This is a genomic window from Caulobacter sp. 05L422, from assembly GCF_056397765.1.
In genome coordinates this window covers 1-17,164 of the sequence record NZ_JBFTOB010000004.1, presented here as the reverse complement: position 1 = coordinate 17,164, position 17,164 = coordinate 1, and the positions used below count along the sequence as shown (strand labels likewise).

Below are 17,164 nucleotides of genomic sequence, written 5' to 3'. Positions count from 1 at the left end.
TTAGGCCGGGGCGTTTTCCTTCGCCGCCGCGATCAGCGCGTCGTCGATCTCCGAGGCCCGCTTGGCCGCCGGGCGTTGGCTGATGCCGGCCCAGTAGGCCTCGAAGGCCGGGCGCTTCTCGATCGTGCCGAACATCATGCCCCAGCCGATCTGCGCGCCGACATAGACGTCGGCGGCCGAGAACTTGTCGCCGGCGATGTAGGTCTTGCCGCTCACCGCCGCCTCCAGGGCGTTCAGGGTGTCCTCGATGCAGCCATAGCCGGCCGAGGCGCGGCGTTCGGGCGGGACCTCGACGCCCAGCGACTTGTTGGTCACCGCCGCCTCGACAGGGCCGCAGGCGAACATCAGCCAGCGGTAGTAGGTCCCGCGCTCGGGCGAGGTGGTCGGCGGGGCCAGGCCGGCCTCGGGAAAGGCGTCGGCCAGGTAGGCGCAGATCGCCGCGCCCTCGGTGACCGTCACGCCGCGATGGGTGATCGCGGGCACCTTGCCCATCGGATTGACCGCCAGATATTCGGGCGCCTTCATCGACGCGGCGTAGTCGAGCACCACGGTGCGGTAGGGGGCGCCGACCTCCTCGAGCATCCAGCGGATGATCCGGCCGCGCGACATCGGGTTTGTGTAGAAGACGAGTTCGTCGCTCATGGAGGCGCTCCCTGGAGCCTGTCCGAAGGACAGGCTCGTTCAAACATGGAGAGCGTGACATTCGCCGAAACCGGCATCCACTTTCGGCGTCACGCTCTCAAGGTGGCGCGATCCTAGCGTGCGCGGTCGGGCGCGCAATCTCGGCAATCGATGTTCTTTGAGCGGCGGCTAGGCCGAAGCCGCGAGCGCCTTGGCCGGCGCCTTGTCCATGGCGGTGTTGAGCGCGGCGACCAGGCCGGCGGCGGTCATCGGCTTGGACACCGAGCCGTCGAAGATCCCGCCGGGACCGCCAGGGCGGGCGTCGGCCGAGAAGGCGATGATCGGGGTCACGGCGTTCAGCCCGCCTTCGCCGCGGATGCGCAGGGCGGCCTGGGCGCCGTCCAGGCGCGGCATGCGCAGGTCCATCAGGATGGCGTCGAACGGCTGGGCGGCGGCGGCGGCCACGCCTTCCTCGCCGTCCACGGCCTCGGCCACCTCGGCCCCCATGGCGGTCAGGATGGCGTTGACCAGCTCGCGGTTGGCCGGATTGTCGTCGACGACCAGCACCCGCAAGGCGGGCGGCAGCAACGGCGCGGCGGCCTCCGAGGCGGCCTGGATCTCCAGGCCCACCGCGTACGGGGCGAAGATGTCGAAGCTGAAGCAGGCGCCCTGGCCGGGCACGCTGACCACGCCGATCCGGCCGCCCATGGCCTCGACAAGGCCCTTGCAGATGGCCAGGCCCAGCCCGGTGCCGCCGTGCTTGCGGGTCAGGCCCGCATCGACCTGCGAGAAGCGGCGGAACAGCAGGTCCACGTCTTCGGCGGCGATGCCCGGACCGGTGTCGGCGACCGCCAGGTGGAGGCGGTGGTCGGCGTCGTCATAGCGGGCCGAGACGGTGATCTCCCCGGCTTCGGTGAACTTCACCGCGTTGCCGATCAGGTTCAGCAGCACCTGGCGCAGGCGGCCGCTGTCGATCATCAGGTCGGACGGCAGGCGCGCCAGGCCCTCGGCACGCAGGGGCACGCCCTTGGCTTCGGCTTCCAGCGAGAACAGGTCCAGCACCTCGTCGATGATCTGGTCCGGCGCGACCGGCTCCAGCTTCAGCTCCAGCTGGCCGGCCTCCAGTTTCGAGAAGTCGAGGATGTCGTTGATGGTGGTCAGCAGCGCCTTGCCGCCGCTCAGCACCCGGCCGATGAAGCGGCGGGCGTCGGGCGACAGGTCCGGCTCGTCGTCGACCAGGCGGGCGAAGCCCAGCACCGAGGTCAGGGGCGTGCGCAGCTCGTGGCTCATATTGGCCAGGAACTCGCCCTTCACCGCGGCGGCGGCCTCGGCCTCGTTGCGGGCCTCGCGCAGCTGGCGCTCCATGGCCTTGTGCTCGGTGACGTCGCGGACGATGTCGGTGATGCCGGTGAGCGCGCCGGTCAGCGGATCGCGCTGCAGGCCGGGGCGGGATTCCAGCCAGATCACCTGGCCGTCCTTGCGGATCGCGCGGTACTCGATGCGGGTCGGCCCGTTGTCGTGATGGGCGGTCATGTGGGCGATCTGTTCGACGACGAGGGCGCGGATGGCCTCGCGGTCGTCCTCGTGCACGGTGGTCATGCCCTCGCGGCCGACCAGCTCCTCGGTCGTGTAGCCCAGCATGGCGACGCAGGCGGGCGACACGTACTGGATGATGCCGCGCAGATTGCTGTGGACGATCATGTCCTGGGCGTTCTCGGCCAGCTGGCGGAAGCGCGCCTCGCTGCGGGCCACGGCGGCGTTGGCCTCGGTCATGCTTTGCAGCATCTGGCGGCGGTGCCGCTGGATCGAGGCCACGGGCAGGCTGATGAAGATCGCCACGGCCAGGAACAGCTGCAGCACGATCGCCTGGTCGGGCGACCCGGCCGGCAGAAGGGTGATCGGGCCCTGGCCGGCCATGGTGAAGATCACCGCCACGACGGCCACCAGGGTGGCGCTCAGCGCCGCGCCCAGCACTTCCAGCCGCCAGGCGACCAGCAGCATCATCGGCGGCACGATGAACAGCAGCGGGCGGGGCTGGGTGAAGACCACGATGGTCACCACCAGCAGCAGCAGCAGGCAGACGACGCCGGAGATCGACAGCGGCCGCTCGCGCAGATAGTGGCGGATGCGCACCAGGGCCAGCAGGCACGGGGTGATGGTCATCAGGCCCAGGATGTCGCCCAGCGACCAGACGCCGATATTGGCCAGCAGCACGCCGCCGCGCATGGCGGTGTGGATCGTGGCGGCGACCGCGCCGGTGGAGATCGGGGCGGCCAGGCCGCAGATCAGGGCGAAGGCGATCATGTCCCGGGCCCGGCCCAGGTCGACTTCCTGCCCGCAGACGCGGCGCACGCCCCAGGCGCAGATGAAGATCTGGACGATGTTGCAGCTGACCAGGATGACGTTGACGGTCAACAGGTCCTGGACGTGGGCCCCTGCCGCCAGGCCACCGATCAGGCAGCCCAGCAGCACGGCCGGCCAGTGGCGGTCGCGGCACGACAGCAGGCAGGCCACGCCGAAGCCGTTGGACAGCCAGATCGGGGCCACCTGGCCGTAGTTGCGGGGGAACTCGACGCAGAGATAGGCCAGCAGGGCGTAGCCGACCGCCGCGACGACGGCGAGGGCGGCGGTCTTCACCAGGTCGCGGCCGGTCCAGTTGAAGACTGGCCTCTTGAAGACTGGCCTCGCGGTCGAAGAGTTCGTCTCTGTCATCACCCTGCTTTCGCGGGTCGTCCGGCCCCTTTTCAGGCTAAGACGAACCACTGCGCAGGACTAGGGCGAAGGCCTTAAAGAACAGTGGCTTGCGGCGCGGCTCATCGCCGCGCCCTTGAGGTTGTATTCGACCTCCTACGACCCAAAGCCCGCCGCCGTGACCAGGCGCGCCACCTCGGCGATCACGGCGTTGCGGCCGTCGTTGTCGAGCGTGGAGCGGCTCAGATAGGTGGTGATCAGCAGGGGCGGGCGGCCGGACCCAACCTGGCCGGAGGGCCAGATCACGGCGATGTCGTTGGTCGTCCCGACCTTGTCGTCGCCCCAGCTTCCGGTCTTGTCGCCGACCTTCCAGCCGGCGGGCAGGCCGGCCCGCAGGCGCTTGTCGCCGGTCTGGTTGGCGACCAGCCAGGCGATCAGCTGCTGGCGCGAGGTCGGCGACAGGGCCCCGCCCAGGGTCAGGGCGCGCAGGCTGGCCAGCATGGCGTTGGGCGAGGTGGTGTCGTGGATCTCGCCGGGACGGACCACGTTCAGCTCCGGCTCGTAGCCGTCCAGGCGGGTGACCTTGTCGCCCAGGCCGCGGAGGAAGGCGGTGAGGGCCGGCGGCCCGCCGAAGGTGTAGAGCAGCACGTTGGCGGCGGCGTTGTCGCTGAGGGTGACCGTCGCCTCGCAGAGCGCTCCGACCGTCATCCCGTCGCCGACATGCTTCTCGGTGGCCGGCGAGTGGGCCACCAGCACGCTCTTGCCGTAGACGATCCGCCGGTCCAGCCGCTCCAGGCCCTGGTCCACCCGCTTGAGCACCAGGCCCGCGACAAGGGCCTTGAAGGTGCTGCACATCGCGAAACGCTCGTCGCCGCGATGGGCGAAGGTCTTGCCGTCGGCCGTATCGAGCACGGACACGCCCAGCCGGCCGCCGCTGCGGACCTCCAGGGCGACGATACCCCGGCTAATGCCGCTGGTCAGCCGCGCGGTCGCCGCCGAGCCGGCAGGGCCAGCCAGGGAAAGGGCGGGCAGTGCGGAAATGGCCGTTAATACTTGGCGTCTGTCGATCATCAGGTCCTCCATGGCCCGCAAGATGGGCGACGGGTGACCCTCGGATCAAACGATGATACTTCGGCGCAAACCCTAGAAAATTTTGGGTGTCGAGATGAGCCGCGCGCAACTGCCCCTCAACGCCCTGCGGGCCTTCGAGGCCTCGGCCCGGCATCTGAGCTTCACGCGGGCGGCCATCGAGCTGTGCGTGACCCAGGCGGCCGTCAGCCATCAGGTCAAGGGCCTGGAGCAGCGGCTGGGCGCGACCCTGTTCCGCCGCCTGCCGCGCGGCCTGGCCCTGACCGACGAGGGCCTGGCCCTGCTGCCGACGGTGCGCGACAGCTTCGACCGCATGGGCGACGTGCTGGAGCGGTTCGCGGCCGGGCGGGTGATGGAGGTGCTCAGCGTCGGGGTGGTGGGCACCTTCGCGGTCGGCTGGCTGCTGCCCCGCCTGCCGGCCTTCCGCGAGGCCCACCCGTTCGTCGACCTGCGGCTGTTCACCAACAACAACCGCATCGACATCGCCGGCGAGGGCCTGGACTGCGCCGTGCGGTTCGGCGACGGGGCCTGGCATGGCACCCAGGCCACGCCGCTGTTCGCCGCCCCGATGACGCCGCTGTGCTCGCCGGCCGTCGCCGAGCGGCTGAAGGCGCCCGAGGCGCTGGGTTCGGAGGTCCTGCTGCGCAGCTACCGCGCCGACGACTGGCCCGACTGGTTCGCCGCGGCCGGCCTGACCCCGCCGCCGATCCGCGGGCCGGTGTTCGACAGTTCGTGGGTGATGGTCGAGGCGGCGATGCAGGGGGCGGGCGTAGCCCTGGCCCCGTCGATGATGTTCGCCCGCGACCTGGAGCAGGGCCGGCTGGTGCGGCCGTTCGCCCTGGAGGTCGGGTCGGGGATGTACTGGCTGACCTGGCTGAAGTCGCGAGCGGTCACGCCGGCGCTGGGGGCGTTCCGGGATTGGCTGGCCGAGCAGATCTAGAGCCGGGGACATGCACTTGTGCGTGTCCCCGCGCGGACCCTAGGCGATGATCTCCGGATCGTTCCGCCTCAGCCATGCCGAGGCGTAGCTGCACAGGGGCACGATCTTCATCCCTTCGCTGCGGGCGGTCTCGGCGACCTTGCCCATCAGGCGGCCGGCCGCGCCGGTGCCGCGCAGGGCGGGATCGGCCTCGACGTGGGGGATGACCAGGCGGTGGCCGCTGCGCTGGTAGTCGGCGAAGGCGATGCGCCCGTCGACTTCCAGTTCGTAGCGGCTCTTGGCGGGGTTGTGGCTGAAGGCGTCGGTCATGGTTCCGATATGGCTGGACGGCGCGCCGCGCCAGGGGTGATGGTGCTTGGGGGGCTAACGCGCGAGCGAGGTGGGCGATGCGGGCTCTAGTGGCATTTGTGGCGTTCGGGACCTTGGTGACCATGGCCGCGTGCGGCCAGAAGTCCGAGACCCAGAAATCCGGGAACGGGACCGCGCAGGCGCCCAAGGCCGCGACGGCGACGGGAGAGGCCCCGGCGACGGCGCCGGCCGCCGCCGCCCCGGCCCCGACCAGTTGGCCCAAGCGCAAGCCGGGCCTGTGGACCCAGACCATGACCCTGAAGGCCCAGGGCTTCACGCGCAGCTTCCGCTTCTGCGTCGACGACACCAGCGATGAGAAGATGGGTCTGGACACCCAGGGCGACGACAAGCGCTGCCAGCGCAAGTCGATGACTCGGGGCGCGGACGGCGGCTGGACGGTGGTCTCGGCCTGCGACATGGGTCCGGCCGGCCAGACCGACAGCACCATCCACGTCGCCGGCGACTTCAACACCCGCTACGTGATGGACGTCACCAGCACCACCACGGGCGCGGCCCAGCCGGCGATGAACGGCGAGCACAAGATGAACATGACCGCCGAGTGGTCGGGGGCCTGTCCCGCCGGCTGGAGCGGCGGCGACGTCGAGATGCCCGGCGGCCGGCGGATCAACCTGCTGACCAAGGCGGTCTCGGGCGGATAACCCAAAGTCTGTCATCCCGGAAACGGCGCAGCCGTTATCCGGGACCGCCGGAAGCGCATGCGTTCACGCGTCGGTCCCGGATCTTCGCGCTCCGCGCTCGTCCGGGATGACAGCGATTTTGCTTAGACCAGCTCCACCGCCATCGCCGTGGCCTCGCCGCCGCCGATGCACAGGGAGGCCAAGCCCTTCTTGCCGCCGCGCGCCTGCAGGGCCGAGATCAGGGTGCACAGGATGCGCGCGCCCGACGCGCCGATCGGGTGGCCCAGGGCGCAGGCGCCGCCGTTGACGTTCAGCTTGGCCGGATCGATGCCCAACTCCTGCTGGGCGATCATGGCGACCACGGCGAAGGCCTCGTTGACCTCGAACAGGTCGACGTCGGCGACCTCCCAGCCGGCCTTCTTCAGCGCCTTCTTCATGGCCGGCACCGGGGCGGTGGTGAACAGGCCCGGCTCGTGGGCGTGGGCGGCGTGGCTGACGACACGGGCGACGATCGGCAGGCCCAGGCGTTTGGCCACGCTCTCGCGGGTCATGACCAGGGCGGCGGCGCCGTCGCTGATCGAGGACGAGTTGGCCGCCGTGATGCCGCCGTCGCGGGCGAAGGCCGGGCGCAGGGTCGGGATCTTGGCGGCGTCGGCCTTCAGCGGCTGCTCGTCCTGGGTGACGGTCTCGACGCCCTTGCGGGTGGTGATGGTCACAGGGGTGATCTCGGCGTCGAAGGCGCCCGAGGTGATGGCCTGCTTGGCCTTGGCCAGGCCCGCCACGGCGTAGGCGTCCATGGCCTCGCGGCCGAACTGGTAGGTGGCTGCGCTGTCCTCGGCGAAGGCGCCCATCAGCTTGCCGGGGGTGTAGGCGTCCTCCAGCCCGTCCAGGTACATGGAGTCCATCATCTGGTCGTGGCCGATGCGGGCGCCCGACCTGTGCTTGGTCAGCAGGTAGGGCGCGTTGGTCATGCTCTCCATGCCGCCGGCCACGATGATCTCGGCGCTGCCGGCCGCCAGGGCGTCGTGGGCCATGATCGCGGCCTGCATGCCGCTGCCGCACATCTTGTTGACCGTGGTGGCCTCGACCGAGAGGGGCAGGCCGGCGCCGACGGCGGCCTGGCGGGCGGGCGCCTGGCCGAGGCCCGCGGGCAGGACGCAGCCCATGAAGATTTGCTCGACCTGGTCGCCCGAGACGCCGGCCCGCTCGATCGCCGCCTTCACCGCCGCGGCGCCCAGCTCGGTGGCCTTGGCCCCGGCCAGCGCGCCCTGGAAGCCGCCCATCGGCGTGCGGGCGAACGAGACGATGACGACCGGATCAGCGTTGGACATGCTTGAACTCCACCCTTGGGGATTTTGCGGCGGAATAAACCCTCTTCGGCGCGTCGGGCGCAAGCGTTTCGCGCAAAAAGCGGGCCGCGACAGAATGCGGATGTCTCCGCCGCGAGCCCGCAGTGCGCAACCGAGAGAGTCAATTGCTTTAAAAAACCTACTCGCGTCGGTCTGCAAAAGCAACCCTTGCATTCCCCGGCGGAAGGCTTCACCTTCGCGTGATGGGCCGCACCGCTGACTACACCAACGAACGCTGCGCCATCGCCGCCACCCTCGAGGTCGTCGGCGATCCGTGGACCCTGCTGATACTCCGCGACGCCTTCCAGGGCGTGAAGCGGTTCGAGCAGTGGCAGGAACGCCTGGGCGTGGCCCGCAACGTCCTGGCCGCCCGCCTCAAGAGCCTGGTGGCCCACGGGGTGCTCGAGCCGCGCCGCTATTCGGAACGCCCGCCGCGCCAGGAATACGTGCTGACCCCCAAGGGCCGCGCCCTGTCGCCGGTGCTGTTGACCATGGCCGAGTGGGGCGACCAGCACGTCTACGGCCTGGGCAAGGGGCCCGTGCATTTCGTGCACAAGACCTGCGGCCATGACTTCCATCCCAAGCTGGCCTGCGAGGCCTGCGGCGAGATCGTCGACGGCCGCGACCTTTCCCGGGTGATCCACGAGGAGCAGGCCCTGACGGTCGGCGAGGCCCTGGAGGCCTCGGTCAGGATCGCCGCCGAGTGAGCTACCGCTTCCACGTCCATCGCGCCAAGCCGGCCTACCGGCTGGTGACGGCGGACATGGGGACGGGGGATGGGGCGGGGTTTCCGGCCGGGACCGATCCCGACGACTGGCGCTTCACCCGCCTGCGCGAGCGCGCCGACACCAATCCCGACGTGGCCCGCCTGGTCGACGAGACCGGCTTCTGCCTGTTCAAGATCGGCATGAGCTTCGACGAGATCGTCTGAGCCTTACGGAGCGCGGCGCCGAGGGCTTCCAGGAACAGACAATGTCGACGTCCGCGAAGGGTGGTTAGCGGACCTATGAGCGCCTAAGCTCAGGGAATGAAGGGCGCTGTCATCATCCCGAGAAGGACCCGCGACTTCGAGGTGGCTCATCGCTTCGAAGGCGGTGAACATTACATTGAAGTCTCGGTTGGTTCCTCGGCCAACGAACTCTACTGGGACATCCCCGCAAGGCGCTTCATCGCTGAGCCTGAACGGTATGAGGGCGTGCCAGAAGTACTGATAAGTCACGGCGCTGGATGGCTTCTCCCGGTCATTCCGAAGCTTGCGAGCGACGCGGAAGGACTCACTTCCAACGACCTCGCCCGCATGGCGAACGAGACGCAATCCGTCCGCACGTCCCGCCGCATCGACGTTCTGGTCCAAAGGGAAATTGGCTTGCCGCAAGGCGAGGCGATACTGCTTTACGAGCCTCTAGCGGCGCCTGCAGCTTCCAGCGCGGAAGATTATAACAACATCGTCCGTGTCGATAGAAACGACGGGATTCTCTGGCGCGTAAACGCCCCACCTCCCTCAAACCCATCTGACGCGTTTGTTTCGATCGAAGCTGGCGATCGACTAGTCGCGCAAAGGTTCTTCGGCGACCGGTTCGAGATTGATATCGCTACCGGCGAGACGACCCATCTAGGCTGGTCAAAGTAGCGTCGTGCGGAACGGTCCGCTTGGGGTCGGACTGGGAACGGGCGTCCGTTCGCGAGCGCCGATTTCAGGGCGAACTTCCGACGATCCTGTGGAAGGTCGAAAAAGGGTCGGAACCCCGACTTAGTCCGGACGTTTTGAGCCTTCGAGCGCCCAATCCCAAAGGGGGGGCGCTCGGGCGGGGGCGCCCTGAGTGCAGTGGGGTCCGCGTTGAGTGAAGTCATGGGTCGGGTCGGCGCGGTTGGGCCCGCCGCGAGCGTGTGCAAGCGGACGCTGGACGTGCTGGGCGCGCTCCTCGTCCTGCTGTTCTTCCTGCCGATCGGATTGATGATGATCGCCGCGATCCGATGCAGTCGGGGCGGGCCGATCTTCGAGCGCGAGCAGACCGTGGGCCTGGGCGGCAGGATCTTCGCCCGCTGGCGGCTGCATCAGCCGGTCGAGCGCGAGAGCGTGTTCGATCGCGTGCTGTGGCAGGCCGGACTGACCGACCTGCCCTCGGCGGTCAATGTCATCGACGGCGACATGTCATTGATCGGGCCCAGGCCGCATTCGCCGGCGCAGTACGCCTGCCTGAGCCAGGGGCGGCCGGACTACGCCAGGCGGCTGGAGGCGCGGCCGGGGATGATCTGGCCCCGCGCGAGCGAGGGCGAGCCGTCCTGGAGCGCCGAGCTGGACTATGTGGTCCGATGGTCGGTCTTGGTGGATCTGAAGGTGGCGAGTCTGTACGCGGTCCAGGGCCTGTTCCGCGAGGAACAGGGCGTCGACTAGATCAGCGGGCGACCAGCGCCAGACCGACGATCGCGGTGGCCCACAGTGCGAGGTTGGCCAGGATCACCGTCAGCTTGGTCAGCGAGACGTGGCGATCATGGTGGCGCTTGTAAGTGTAGGCGGCGGTAGCCATCGGCCTTCAACTCCAAATTCTACAATCGCGTCAAAAACTTGGCGCGAACGCACAGTAGATACGTCTACATGCCACAAAAGTTTCGTATGTCACTCGCTTACGGCGTGAAAATTCATTGTAACCGGCGATTATTTTGCTGAGCGTCCCGTTTCGAACGCTGTTTTTTATCAATATTGTCAAATAATCGCGTGAGACGCGAGATTTTGCTGCTTTTCAAGGCATTCCAAGGCGGCGCGCGCGGAGAGGCGCGCTCGCGTGTTTTAAGCGCTGCAATACAATTTTGGGGTGTTGGCGATCGCGAGTCGAACCCCGCGCCGCGGCGGCCTAGATCGCCGCGCGCTCGGTGGCCACGATGAAGCCGCCACCCAGCACGCGCTCGGGGTCGGCGGGGTCGTACAGCACGCAGGCCTGGCCGGGGGCGACGCCCTCTTCCAGCACGTCGAACACCAGGCGCGGCTCACCCCCATTTGGACCTGGGACCAGGGCCAGGCGGCCCGGGACGGGTTCGCGGGTCGAGCGCACGCGGGCCAGCACCGGCGCGCCGGCGGCGGCGGCGGCTTCCAGGCTGTCCTCGACGCCCAGCCAGTTGCCTTCCTTCAGCGACAGCGCCTGGGTCAGCAGGGCCTCGCGCGGACCGACGATGACCTGGCGCTTGTCGGCGTCGATCCTGACCACGAACAGCGGGTCGCCGACGGCGATGTTCAGGCCCCGGCGCTGGCCGATCGTGTAGCGGGTCACGCCCTCGTGGCGGCCCAGCACGCGGCCGTCCATGTGCACCATGTCGCCGGGCAAAGCCCCTTGAGGACGTATCCTGTCGATCACCGTGGTGTACTTGCCCTCGGGCACGAAGCAGATGTCCTGGCTGTCGGGCTTGTCGGCAATGGCCAGGCCGAGCTCGGCCGCGACCTGCCGCACCGTCGGCTTGTCCATGCCGCCCAGCGGGAAGCGCAGGAAGTCCAGCTGCTCGGCCGTGGTGGCGAACAGGAAGTAGCTCTGGTCCTTGGCCGGGTCGGCGGCTCTGCGCAGTTGGGGGCGATTAGCCCCCGCAGCGAAACTGCGCTGCACGTAGTGGCCGGTGGCCATGGCCTCGGCGCCCAGGTCGCGGGCCACGTCCAGCAGGTCGCGGAACTTGACGGTCTGGTTGCAGCGCACGCAGGGGATCGGCGTCTCGCCGCGCAGATAGGCGTCGGCGAACTCCTCGATCACCTGCTCCTTGAAGCGGCTTTCGTAGTCCAGGACGTAGTGCGGGATGCCGATCCGCTCGGCCGCCATGCGGGCGTCCATGATGTCCTGGCCCGCGCAGCAGGCGCCCTTCTTGGCGATCGCCGCGCCGTGGTCGTAGAGCTGCAGGGTGACGCCGACCACGTCGTAGCCGGCCTTGGCCAGCAGGGCCGCGGTGACGGTGGAGTCCACGCCGCCGGACATCGCCGCGACGATCCGCGTCCCCACCGGCAGGCCCACGGCCTCGCGCGCCTGCTCGACGGCGCGGTCGAGGGCGGAGGTGGTCGTGGCGGTGTCCAGAAGAGCGGTGTCGGCGTCCATCGCGGCCATATAGCGGTTCGAGGCCGGTTTTGCGAGGTTGCGGGTGTCGCGGTCGCGCGCCGCCGCGCCGCGCTGACCGTCCGGCTACCCGAATGCGAAGGAGCAAACTCGGTAGTCGCCCCGATTGAACGGCGCGCGGGGACGGGGTTTGGCTAGGGCCGATGTCGGGCCGGCCGACACTTGGCAGGAGCCGCGAAATGGCTGCGACAACCTCGACCGACGGGCCGATCCACGTGACGGTCCACAACTTCGTCCGCGCCGAGACCGACATGTACTTCGCCAAGTCGGTGGCCGACGGCGCGTTCGGCAGGCTTCAGCACAACCGCGCGCCGGTGGCCATCGACGCCCAGACTGTGGTGCGGTCGAACCGCGACACGCTCTATTCGATGGGCGTCTTCGACCTGGCGGCGGGTCCGGTGACGATCGAATTGCCCGACGTCGGCCGGCGTTTCATGTCGATGCAGGTGCTGTCACAGGACCACTACACCCTCGAGGTGGTCTACGGCCCCGCCAAACGCGTCTACGATCAGGCCCAGGCCGGGACCCGCTACCTGTTCCTGATCGTCCGGACCCTGGCCGACCCGAACGATCCCGCCGACGTTGAGGCCGCCAACGCCGCCCAGGATGCGATCGTGCTGTCGCAGCCGGCGAGCGGCACGTTCGAGGTCCCGACCTGGGATCCGGTCTCGCAGGGAAAGATACGCGACGCCTTGGCCGTGCTGGGCGCCTCGGGCGGTCTCGCCAGGGCGTTCGGGACCCCGGAGGAGGTCGATCCGATCGATCGCCTGATCGGCGCCGCGATCGGCTGGGGCGGCAATCCGCCGGAGGCCGCGTCCTACGACAGCATCGAGCCGGCCCGGAACGACGGCGAGACCGTCCATGTCCTGACCGTCAAGGACGTGCCGGTCGACGGCTTCTGGTCGCTCAGCGTCTACAACGCCAAGGGGTTCTTCGAGCAAGGGGCGCAGGGCGGCTGTTCGCTCAACAACCTGACCGCCAAGCCCGAGGCCGACGGCTCGTTCCGGGTCCAGTTCGGCGGCTGCGGGCCGGACGTCGCCAACTGTCTCGCGATCATGCCCGGCTGGAACTACACCATCCGCCTCTATCGGCCCCGCAAGGCGATCCTGGACGGCTCGTGGACCTTCCCCATCGCTCAGCCCTTGGGCTGAACGCCCTACCTCAGCACGTTCAGCAGCGACGAGTTCTGCAGGCTGGCGAACACCTGGGCCGAGGCCTGGACGGCCAGCTTGGCGGATTCCAGGCGGGTGATCGCCTCGGCCATGTCGACGTCGGTGATGCCGCCGACCATGGTGGTCAGGGTGTCGGACTGGTCCGAGAGCTCGGTCTGGGCCGTCTCGAAACGCTTCTGGTTCAGGCCGTTCTGGGCCTGGGCGGTGACCAGCCCCGTCTTGACGCCGTCGAAGACCGGCAGCAGGCCCTTGAGGAAGTCGCTCTGGGCCTGGGTCAGCTTGCCGGTGAACGGGCCGTTGGCGTCGACATAGGCCTGGACCTGCTGGAAGGCGCCGTAGACGCCCGTGCCCAACTTGTCGGCGAGTTGGCCGGTGTTGACCGAGGTCGTGTCGTCGATGCGGTTGCTGGTGATGTACTGGTCGTTCTTGAACAGCGTCGCGATCGGCGGGCCGGCGGTGAGGTCGGCCATCTTGGTGGCGCTGGTCGGCACGGTGTCGGACTTGGCGCCGGCGAACACGTAGCGGCCGTTGAACTTGCTGTTGAGGCCCTGCACCACGTCGCCGAACGCGCCGGTCATCTGCTGCATCAGGGTCTCGGCGCTGCCGGCCGCGATGGCGTTGGCGATGGCGTCGCGGGCGTCCTGGGTGGCGTCGGAGATCTGGCCGATGCCGATGTCCTGGACGTCCAGGCGGTTGGTGACCCGGGTGGTCTGGTCCAGGAAGCCGGCGACCTTGGCCTGGGCCGTCTTCATGGCGGTCAGGACCTCGGCGTTCTTGGCGTAGCCCTTCAGGTCGGTGGCGTTCTTCTGGCTGGAAACCTGCTCGCCGGCGATGTTCTGCAGCACCTGCGCGCGCATCAGGTTGCTGGTCATCACGCCAAAGTTGCCGGAGGTGGAGACGCGGGTCATGGCTTAACCTCAGATGATATTGGTGAGGACATCGAACATGTCCTTGGTCGCCTGGATCAGGCGGGCCGAGGCGTTGAACGCCTGCTGATAGGTGGTCAGGTTGACCAGCTCCTCGTCCAGGTTGACGCCTTCCTGCGACTGGCGCTGGGCGTCGACCTCGGTCTTGACGGACTCGGCCGCTTCCTTGCGGCTGGCGGCGGAGTTGGCCTTGCGGGCGATGGAGCCGCTGAAGTCCGCGCCGTAGCTCAGCACGCTCTTCTTGGAGCCGGCGGCGTCGCCGGCGTTGGCGAACGCGGCGATGCTGTCGCCGGCCTTGGCCAGGGCCAGGGCGCCGCGGCCGTCGCCGACCGCCAGGGCCGGGGTCCCGGCCGCCGCGGTCAGGTCCAGCTTGGCGAACGGCAGCTTGGCGGGATTGGCCTCCATGGCCGGATCGATCTTGAACAGGCCGCCGCGCGTGCTGCGTTCGCTCATGCCGACGCCGAACAGCTGGCTGAGCGACGGGCCGCCGGCGCCGCGCTGGGTCTTGTCCTCGACCACCGAGAGGGTGACGGGCGTGGCCCCGTTGGCCGCGAAGGTCAGCTCGCCCTTCGAGCCCAGGGAGAACGTGCCGTACAGGCCCACGCCCGAGTTGCGGGAGTTCAGGGCGTCGATGGTTTCCTGCATCGAGCCGGTGCCGGTCGGGATGGCCACCTGGATGTCGCGGATGCGGCTGCCGTCGGTGTCGGTCAGGCGCAGGGTGATGGTCTGGCCGGGCGTGAAGCCGCTGGGATCGGTGGCGATCATCCCCGTCTCGTAGGGCGAGTAGCCGTCCGAGCGGATGATGTCGTTCATGCCGAAGAACTGGCTGAAGCCCTTGCCGGCCTTGGTCGACGGCGTGGTCGCGTCGTCGACGATGGCGACGCCGCCGGTCGCGGCCGTGGCGTTCAGGCTCAGCTGGCCGTTGGTGAAGCCGGCGGTGGCCGTGCCGCCCAGGGCGGTGTTCAGCTGGGCGATGAAGTTGGTGTTGTTGAAGGTCGGGCCGGCGGCGCCGTTGACGGTCATGGTTCCGGCGCCCGGGCCGGGGCCGAAGTCGACGTCGACGCGCTGGACGACGGCGCCGGCGGCGTTGGTGATGGCGATCGTCGTCTTGCCGGTGAAGTTGGCGAAGGCGGTGTTGGCGTCCAGGCCGATGTCCTTGCCGGTCATGCTGTTGGGCGCGGGGACCGAGCTGGAGGCGTTGGAGGCGCGGTTCAGCTCCTCGGCCGCGCGGCTGACGAACTCGCCCAGCTGGTCGGAGAGGTTGGGCAGTTCCTGGTTGCGCAGCTGCAGCAGGCCCTGGATCTCGCCGTTGGTGACGGCCAGCGGCATGACCTGGCCGCCGCTGTTGGCGGTGACGACGGTCAGATAGCCGTTGGCCGGGCCCGACTGATTATAGGTGATCGTGGCGGGGCCGTTGCCGGCCAGGGTGACGCCCTCGGCCGAGCGCACCGTGACGCCGCCGTTGGCGCGGTCGCTGACCTGCACGTTCATATAGGTCGACAGCTCGTTGATCAGTCCGCTCTGGACGTTCTCGGAGCCGGTGCCGTCGGCGCCCGACATCTTGGCGCGGGTGATGTCGACGTTCAGGGCGTCGATCTGCTTGAGCAGATCGTTGACGCGGTCGACATCGGCGCCGATGCGGTTGTCGGTGTCCTTGATCTGGCTGGACAGCGACGAGGTGATGCGCTTGCTCTCGCTGAGGAAGTCCTCGACCTTGGTCACGGCGCTGCTGCGCAGCAGGGTCGAGGACGGATCGTCCACCGCCATCGAGAAGGCGGCGTAGACGTCGTCCAGGGTCGCGAAGAAGTTGTTCGTGGTGGTGGGGTCGCCGAACAGCTTCTGGGCGTTGTCCATGGCCGTGGCGATCGCGCCCGTGCGGCCGGAGTCAGAAGCGCCGTTCAGGCTGGCGGCGGCCATGAACTTGTCGGTGGCCCGCTTGATGGCGTCGATGTTGACGCCCACGCCCATGCCGTTCGACACCAGGTTCGACTGGGCGATCTGCTTGCGGACGTAACCGGCGGTGTTGATGTTGGCGATGTTGTCGGAAACGACGCGCAGGCCCGTCTGGGCCGCCATCATCCCCGAGGTCGCAACGTTCAAGATGGTGTTCAACGACATGGTCTATTCTCCGGCCTGCTCGGCAAACCACGAACGGCACGACGCGACCTTGCCCGGCGAAAACTGCCGGGCGTTGTGGGGTTCGACCCCTTCGGCGATGTGCAAGCCATTGAAATGCATGGCAATTCGTTCCTGACGTCGAGCGAGCGACAAGAACGTATGCGCAAGGAGGGCGCCAACTCGGGGTGGGGCGCGACGACGCGGCAAGCCTGGTCGCATTAACCAAGTTTAGCCCGGCAAAAAGCGCCGTGGTCGGCCTATTCGAAGTCGTAAACGCAAGATTAATATCAATAAAAACAGTTAGTTAGTCAGAATTTTCGAGTTGGCCCGGCGGTTGCTCAGGGAAGTCCGGATCAAGGCGTGTCCTCTCCGGGCCGCCATCCTCCGTGGACCTAATCGACGCATGACCGCGATCGCTGCTCCCGCTTCCGTCCTGCCTTCGGCCCCGGCTCCCGCCGGCGGCTATGACAAGGACGCGGCCGAAGGCTTCGGCGCGCTGCTGGCCCAGACGGGAAGCGCGAACGCCTCGAACGACAAGGCCTCCACGCGGGACGCCGGCAAGGCCGCCTCCAGCGCCAAGGCCGCCGATCGCGCCGCCGACGCCAAGGCCGCCGACGCTTCGGACAAGGCCGCCGACGCCAAGGCGCCCGCCAAGACGGCCGACGCCGCCAAGGCCGACGACAAGGCTTCGGACGCTCCGGCCGCCGAGACCAAGACCGACAGCAAGGACCAGGCCGACACCACCGTCGCCGCCGACGGCCAGGCCGTCGACGCGACCACCGGCCAGGCCGAAGCCGCGGCCCTGGCCGCCGCCGCCCTGATCGCCGCCATGCAGGCCCCGACGGTCGAGGCGTCCAAGCCCGTCGTCGACGCCGACGTGACCGGCGCGGCGCCCGCCGCCCAGGCCGCGACCGCCCAAACGGCCTTCGCGCCGGTCGTCGCCTCGGACGCGCAGACTCAAGAGACGGCCGTTCCCGCCGCCGCCCTGGCGACCGACGCGGCCGACACCGTTCCGGCCCTCGACCTGCCGCAAGCCCCGGCCGTCTCGGCCGCCGAACTCGCCGCCGCGGCCGCCGCCAAGGCCAAGACCGCCTCGACCGCTCCGGCCGCCAAGGCCGACGCCGCCGTGACCGCGCCGGTCGCGCCGCCGGCCGCTCCGGCCGCCGACGCCGCCGCCGTGGCGG

The 17,164-nt window shown here is 68.9% G+C and carries 16 protein-coding genes and 1 pseudogene; 8 read left to right on the top strand and 9 right to left on the bottom strand.

All coding sequences use genetic code 11. The features are described from left to right. From AC1DMQ_RS05420 to bla, 3 genes are all read right to left on the bottom strand, one after another. Positions 1–642 carry a glutathione S-transferase family protein gene (locus AC1DMQ_RS05420; RefSeq protein WP_477032527.1) on the bottom strand — a complete coding sequence of 214 codons (642 nt, stop codon included), beginning with the start codon at positions 640–642 and terminating at the stop codon, positions 1–3. A gap of 168 nt (positions 643–810) precedes the next feature. Further along, complete coding sequence (locus AC1DMQ_RS05415; protein ID WP_477032526.1) at positions 811–3,258, bottom strand: MASE1 domain-containing protein; 2,448 nt, start codon at positions 3,256–3,258, stop codon at positions 811–813. A 210-nt stretch (positions 3,259–3,468) separates the two neighbouring features. After that, positions 3,469–4,383, bottom strand: a complete 915-nt coding sequence (bla, locus tag AC1DMQ_RS05410; protein ID WP_477032525.1) for a class A beta-lactamase — start codon at positions 4,381–4,383, stop codon at positions 3,469–3,471. Between the two features lie 94 nt (positions 4,384–4,477). Between bla and AC1DMQ_RS05405 the strand changes: the two genes are divergently transcribed. Continuing rightward, complete coding sequence (locus AC1DMQ_RS05405; protein ID WP_477032524.1) at positions 4,478–5,341, top strand: LysR substrate-binding domain-containing protein; 864 nt, start codon at positions 4,478–4,480, stop codon at positions 5,339–5,341. 39 nt (positions 5,342–5,380) lie between these two features. On the opposite strand, the gene AC1DMQ_RS05400 is transcribed toward AC1DMQ_RS05405, so the two are convergent. Beyond that, positions 5,381–5,650 (bottom strand): GNAT family N-acetyltransferase, encoded by a 270-nt coding sequence (locus tag AC1DMQ_RS05400; protein ID WP_477032523.1) that lies wholly within the window; start codon positions 5,648–5,650, stop codon positions 5,381–5,383. Between the two features lie 122 nt (positions 5,651–5,772). Here AC1DMQ_RS05400 and AC1DMQ_RS05395 point away from each other — a divergent pair, with 122 nt between their 5' ends. After that, positions 5,773–6,348 (top strand): DUF3617 domain-containing protein, encoded by a 576-nt coding sequence (locus AC1DMQ_RS05395; protein WP_477032714.1) that lies wholly within the window; start codon positions 5,773–5,775, stop codon positions 6,346–6,348. A gap of 122 nt (positions 6,349–6,470) precedes the next feature. Here AC1DMQ_RS05395 and AC1DMQ_RS05390 read toward each other — a convergent pair whose 3' ends face one another. Continuing rightward, positions 6,471–7,658, bottom strand: coding sequence for an acetyl-CoA C-acyltransferase (locus AC1DMQ_RS05390; protein ID WP_477032522.1), 1,188 nt, complete (start codon positions 7,656–7,658; stop codon positions 6,471–6,473). A gap of 221 nt (positions 7,659–7,879) precedes the next feature. Here AC1DMQ_RS05390 and AC1DMQ_RS05385 point away from each other — a divergent pair, with 221 nt between their 5' ends. The 4 genes from AC1DMQ_RS05385 to AC1DMQ_RS05370 all read left to right on the top strand — a co-directional run bounded on the left by AC1DMQ_RS05385 (position 7,880) and on the right by AC1DMQ_RS05370 (position 10,071). Then, positions 7,880–8,383 (top strand): winged helix-turn-helix transcriptional regulator, encoded by a 504-nt coding sequence (locus tag AC1DMQ_RS05385; RefSeq protein ID WP_477032521.1) that lies wholly within the window; start codon positions 7,880–7,882, stop codon positions 8,381–8,383. Then, on the top strand, positions 8,380–8,607 hold the full coding sequence (locus AC1DMQ_RS05380) for a hypothetical protein (protein ID WP_477032520.1): 228 nt from the start codon (positions 8,380–8,382) through the stop codon (positions 8,605–8,607). Before AC1DMQ_RS05385 ends, AC1DMQ_RS05380 begins: the two co-directional genes overlap by 4 nt. Before the next feature lie 96 nt (positions 8,608–8,703). Beyond that, positions 8,704–9,306 carry a DUF7957 family protein gene (locus tag AC1DMQ_RS05375; protein WP_477032519.1) on the top strand — a complete coding sequence of 201 codons (603 nt, stop codon included), beginning with the start codon at positions 8,704–8,706 and terminating at the stop codon, positions 9,304–9,306. Positions 9,307–9,513: 207 nt separating this feature from the next. After that, positions 9,514–10,071: a sugar transferase gene (locus AC1DMQ_RS05370; protein ID WP_477032518.1), complete on the top strand. Its 558-nt coding sequence runs from the start codon at positions 9,514–9,516 to the stop codon at positions 10,069–10,071. A gap of 1 nt (position 10,072) precedes the next feature. Here AC1DMQ_RS05370 and AC1DMQ_RS05365 read toward each other — a convergent pair whose 3' ends face one another. Beyond that, on the bottom strand, positions 10,073–10,204 hold the full coding sequence (locus AC1DMQ_RS05365) for a hypothetical protein (protein ID WP_477032517.1): 132 nt from the start codon (positions 10,202–10,204) through the stop codon (positions 10,073–10,075). A 324-nt stretch (positions 10,205–10,528) separates the two neighbouring features. After that, on the bottom strand, positions 10,529–11,755 hold the full coding sequence (gene mnmA / locus AC1DMQ_RS05360; protein WP_477032516.1) for a tRNA 2-thiouridine(34) synthase MnmA: 1,227 nt from the start codon (positions 11,753–11,755) through the stop codon (positions 10,529–10,531). A 188-nt stretch (positions 11,756–11,943) separates the two neighbouring features. Between mnmA and AC1DMQ_RS05355 the strand changes: the two genes are divergently transcribed. Then, complete coding sequence (locus AC1DMQ_RS05355) at positions 11,944–12,915, top strand: DUF1254 domain-containing protein (RefSeq protein WP_477032515.1); 972 nt, start codon at positions 11,944–11,946, stop codon at positions 12,913–12,915. A 5-nt stretch (positions 12,916–12,920) separates the two neighbouring features. Here the strand turns inward: AC1DMQ_RS05355 and AC1DMQ_RS05350 are convergent, their stop codons facing one another. Both AC1DMQ_RS05350 and flgK read right to left on the bottom strand, forming a co-directional pair. Further along, positions 12,921–13,844 (bottom strand): flagellin, encoded by a 924-nt coding sequence (locus tag AC1DMQ_RS05350; protein WP_477032514.1) that lies wholly within the window; start codon positions 13,842–13,844, stop codon positions 12,921–12,923. 9 nt (positions 13,845–13,853) lie between these two features. After that, positions 13,854–15,980, bottom strand: coding sequence for a flagellar hook-associated protein FlgK (flgK, locus tag AC1DMQ_RS05345; RefSeq protein WP_477032513.1), 2,127 nt, complete (start codon positions 15,978–15,980; stop codon positions 13,854–13,856). A 403-nt stretch (positions 15,981–16,383) separates the two neighbouring features. On the opposite strand from flgK, the pseudogene AC1DMQ_RS05340 reads away from it, so the two are divergent. Next, positions 16,384–17,164, top strand: a pseudogene (locus AC1DMQ_RS05340) (flagellar hook-length control protein FliK); the annotation flags it as partial.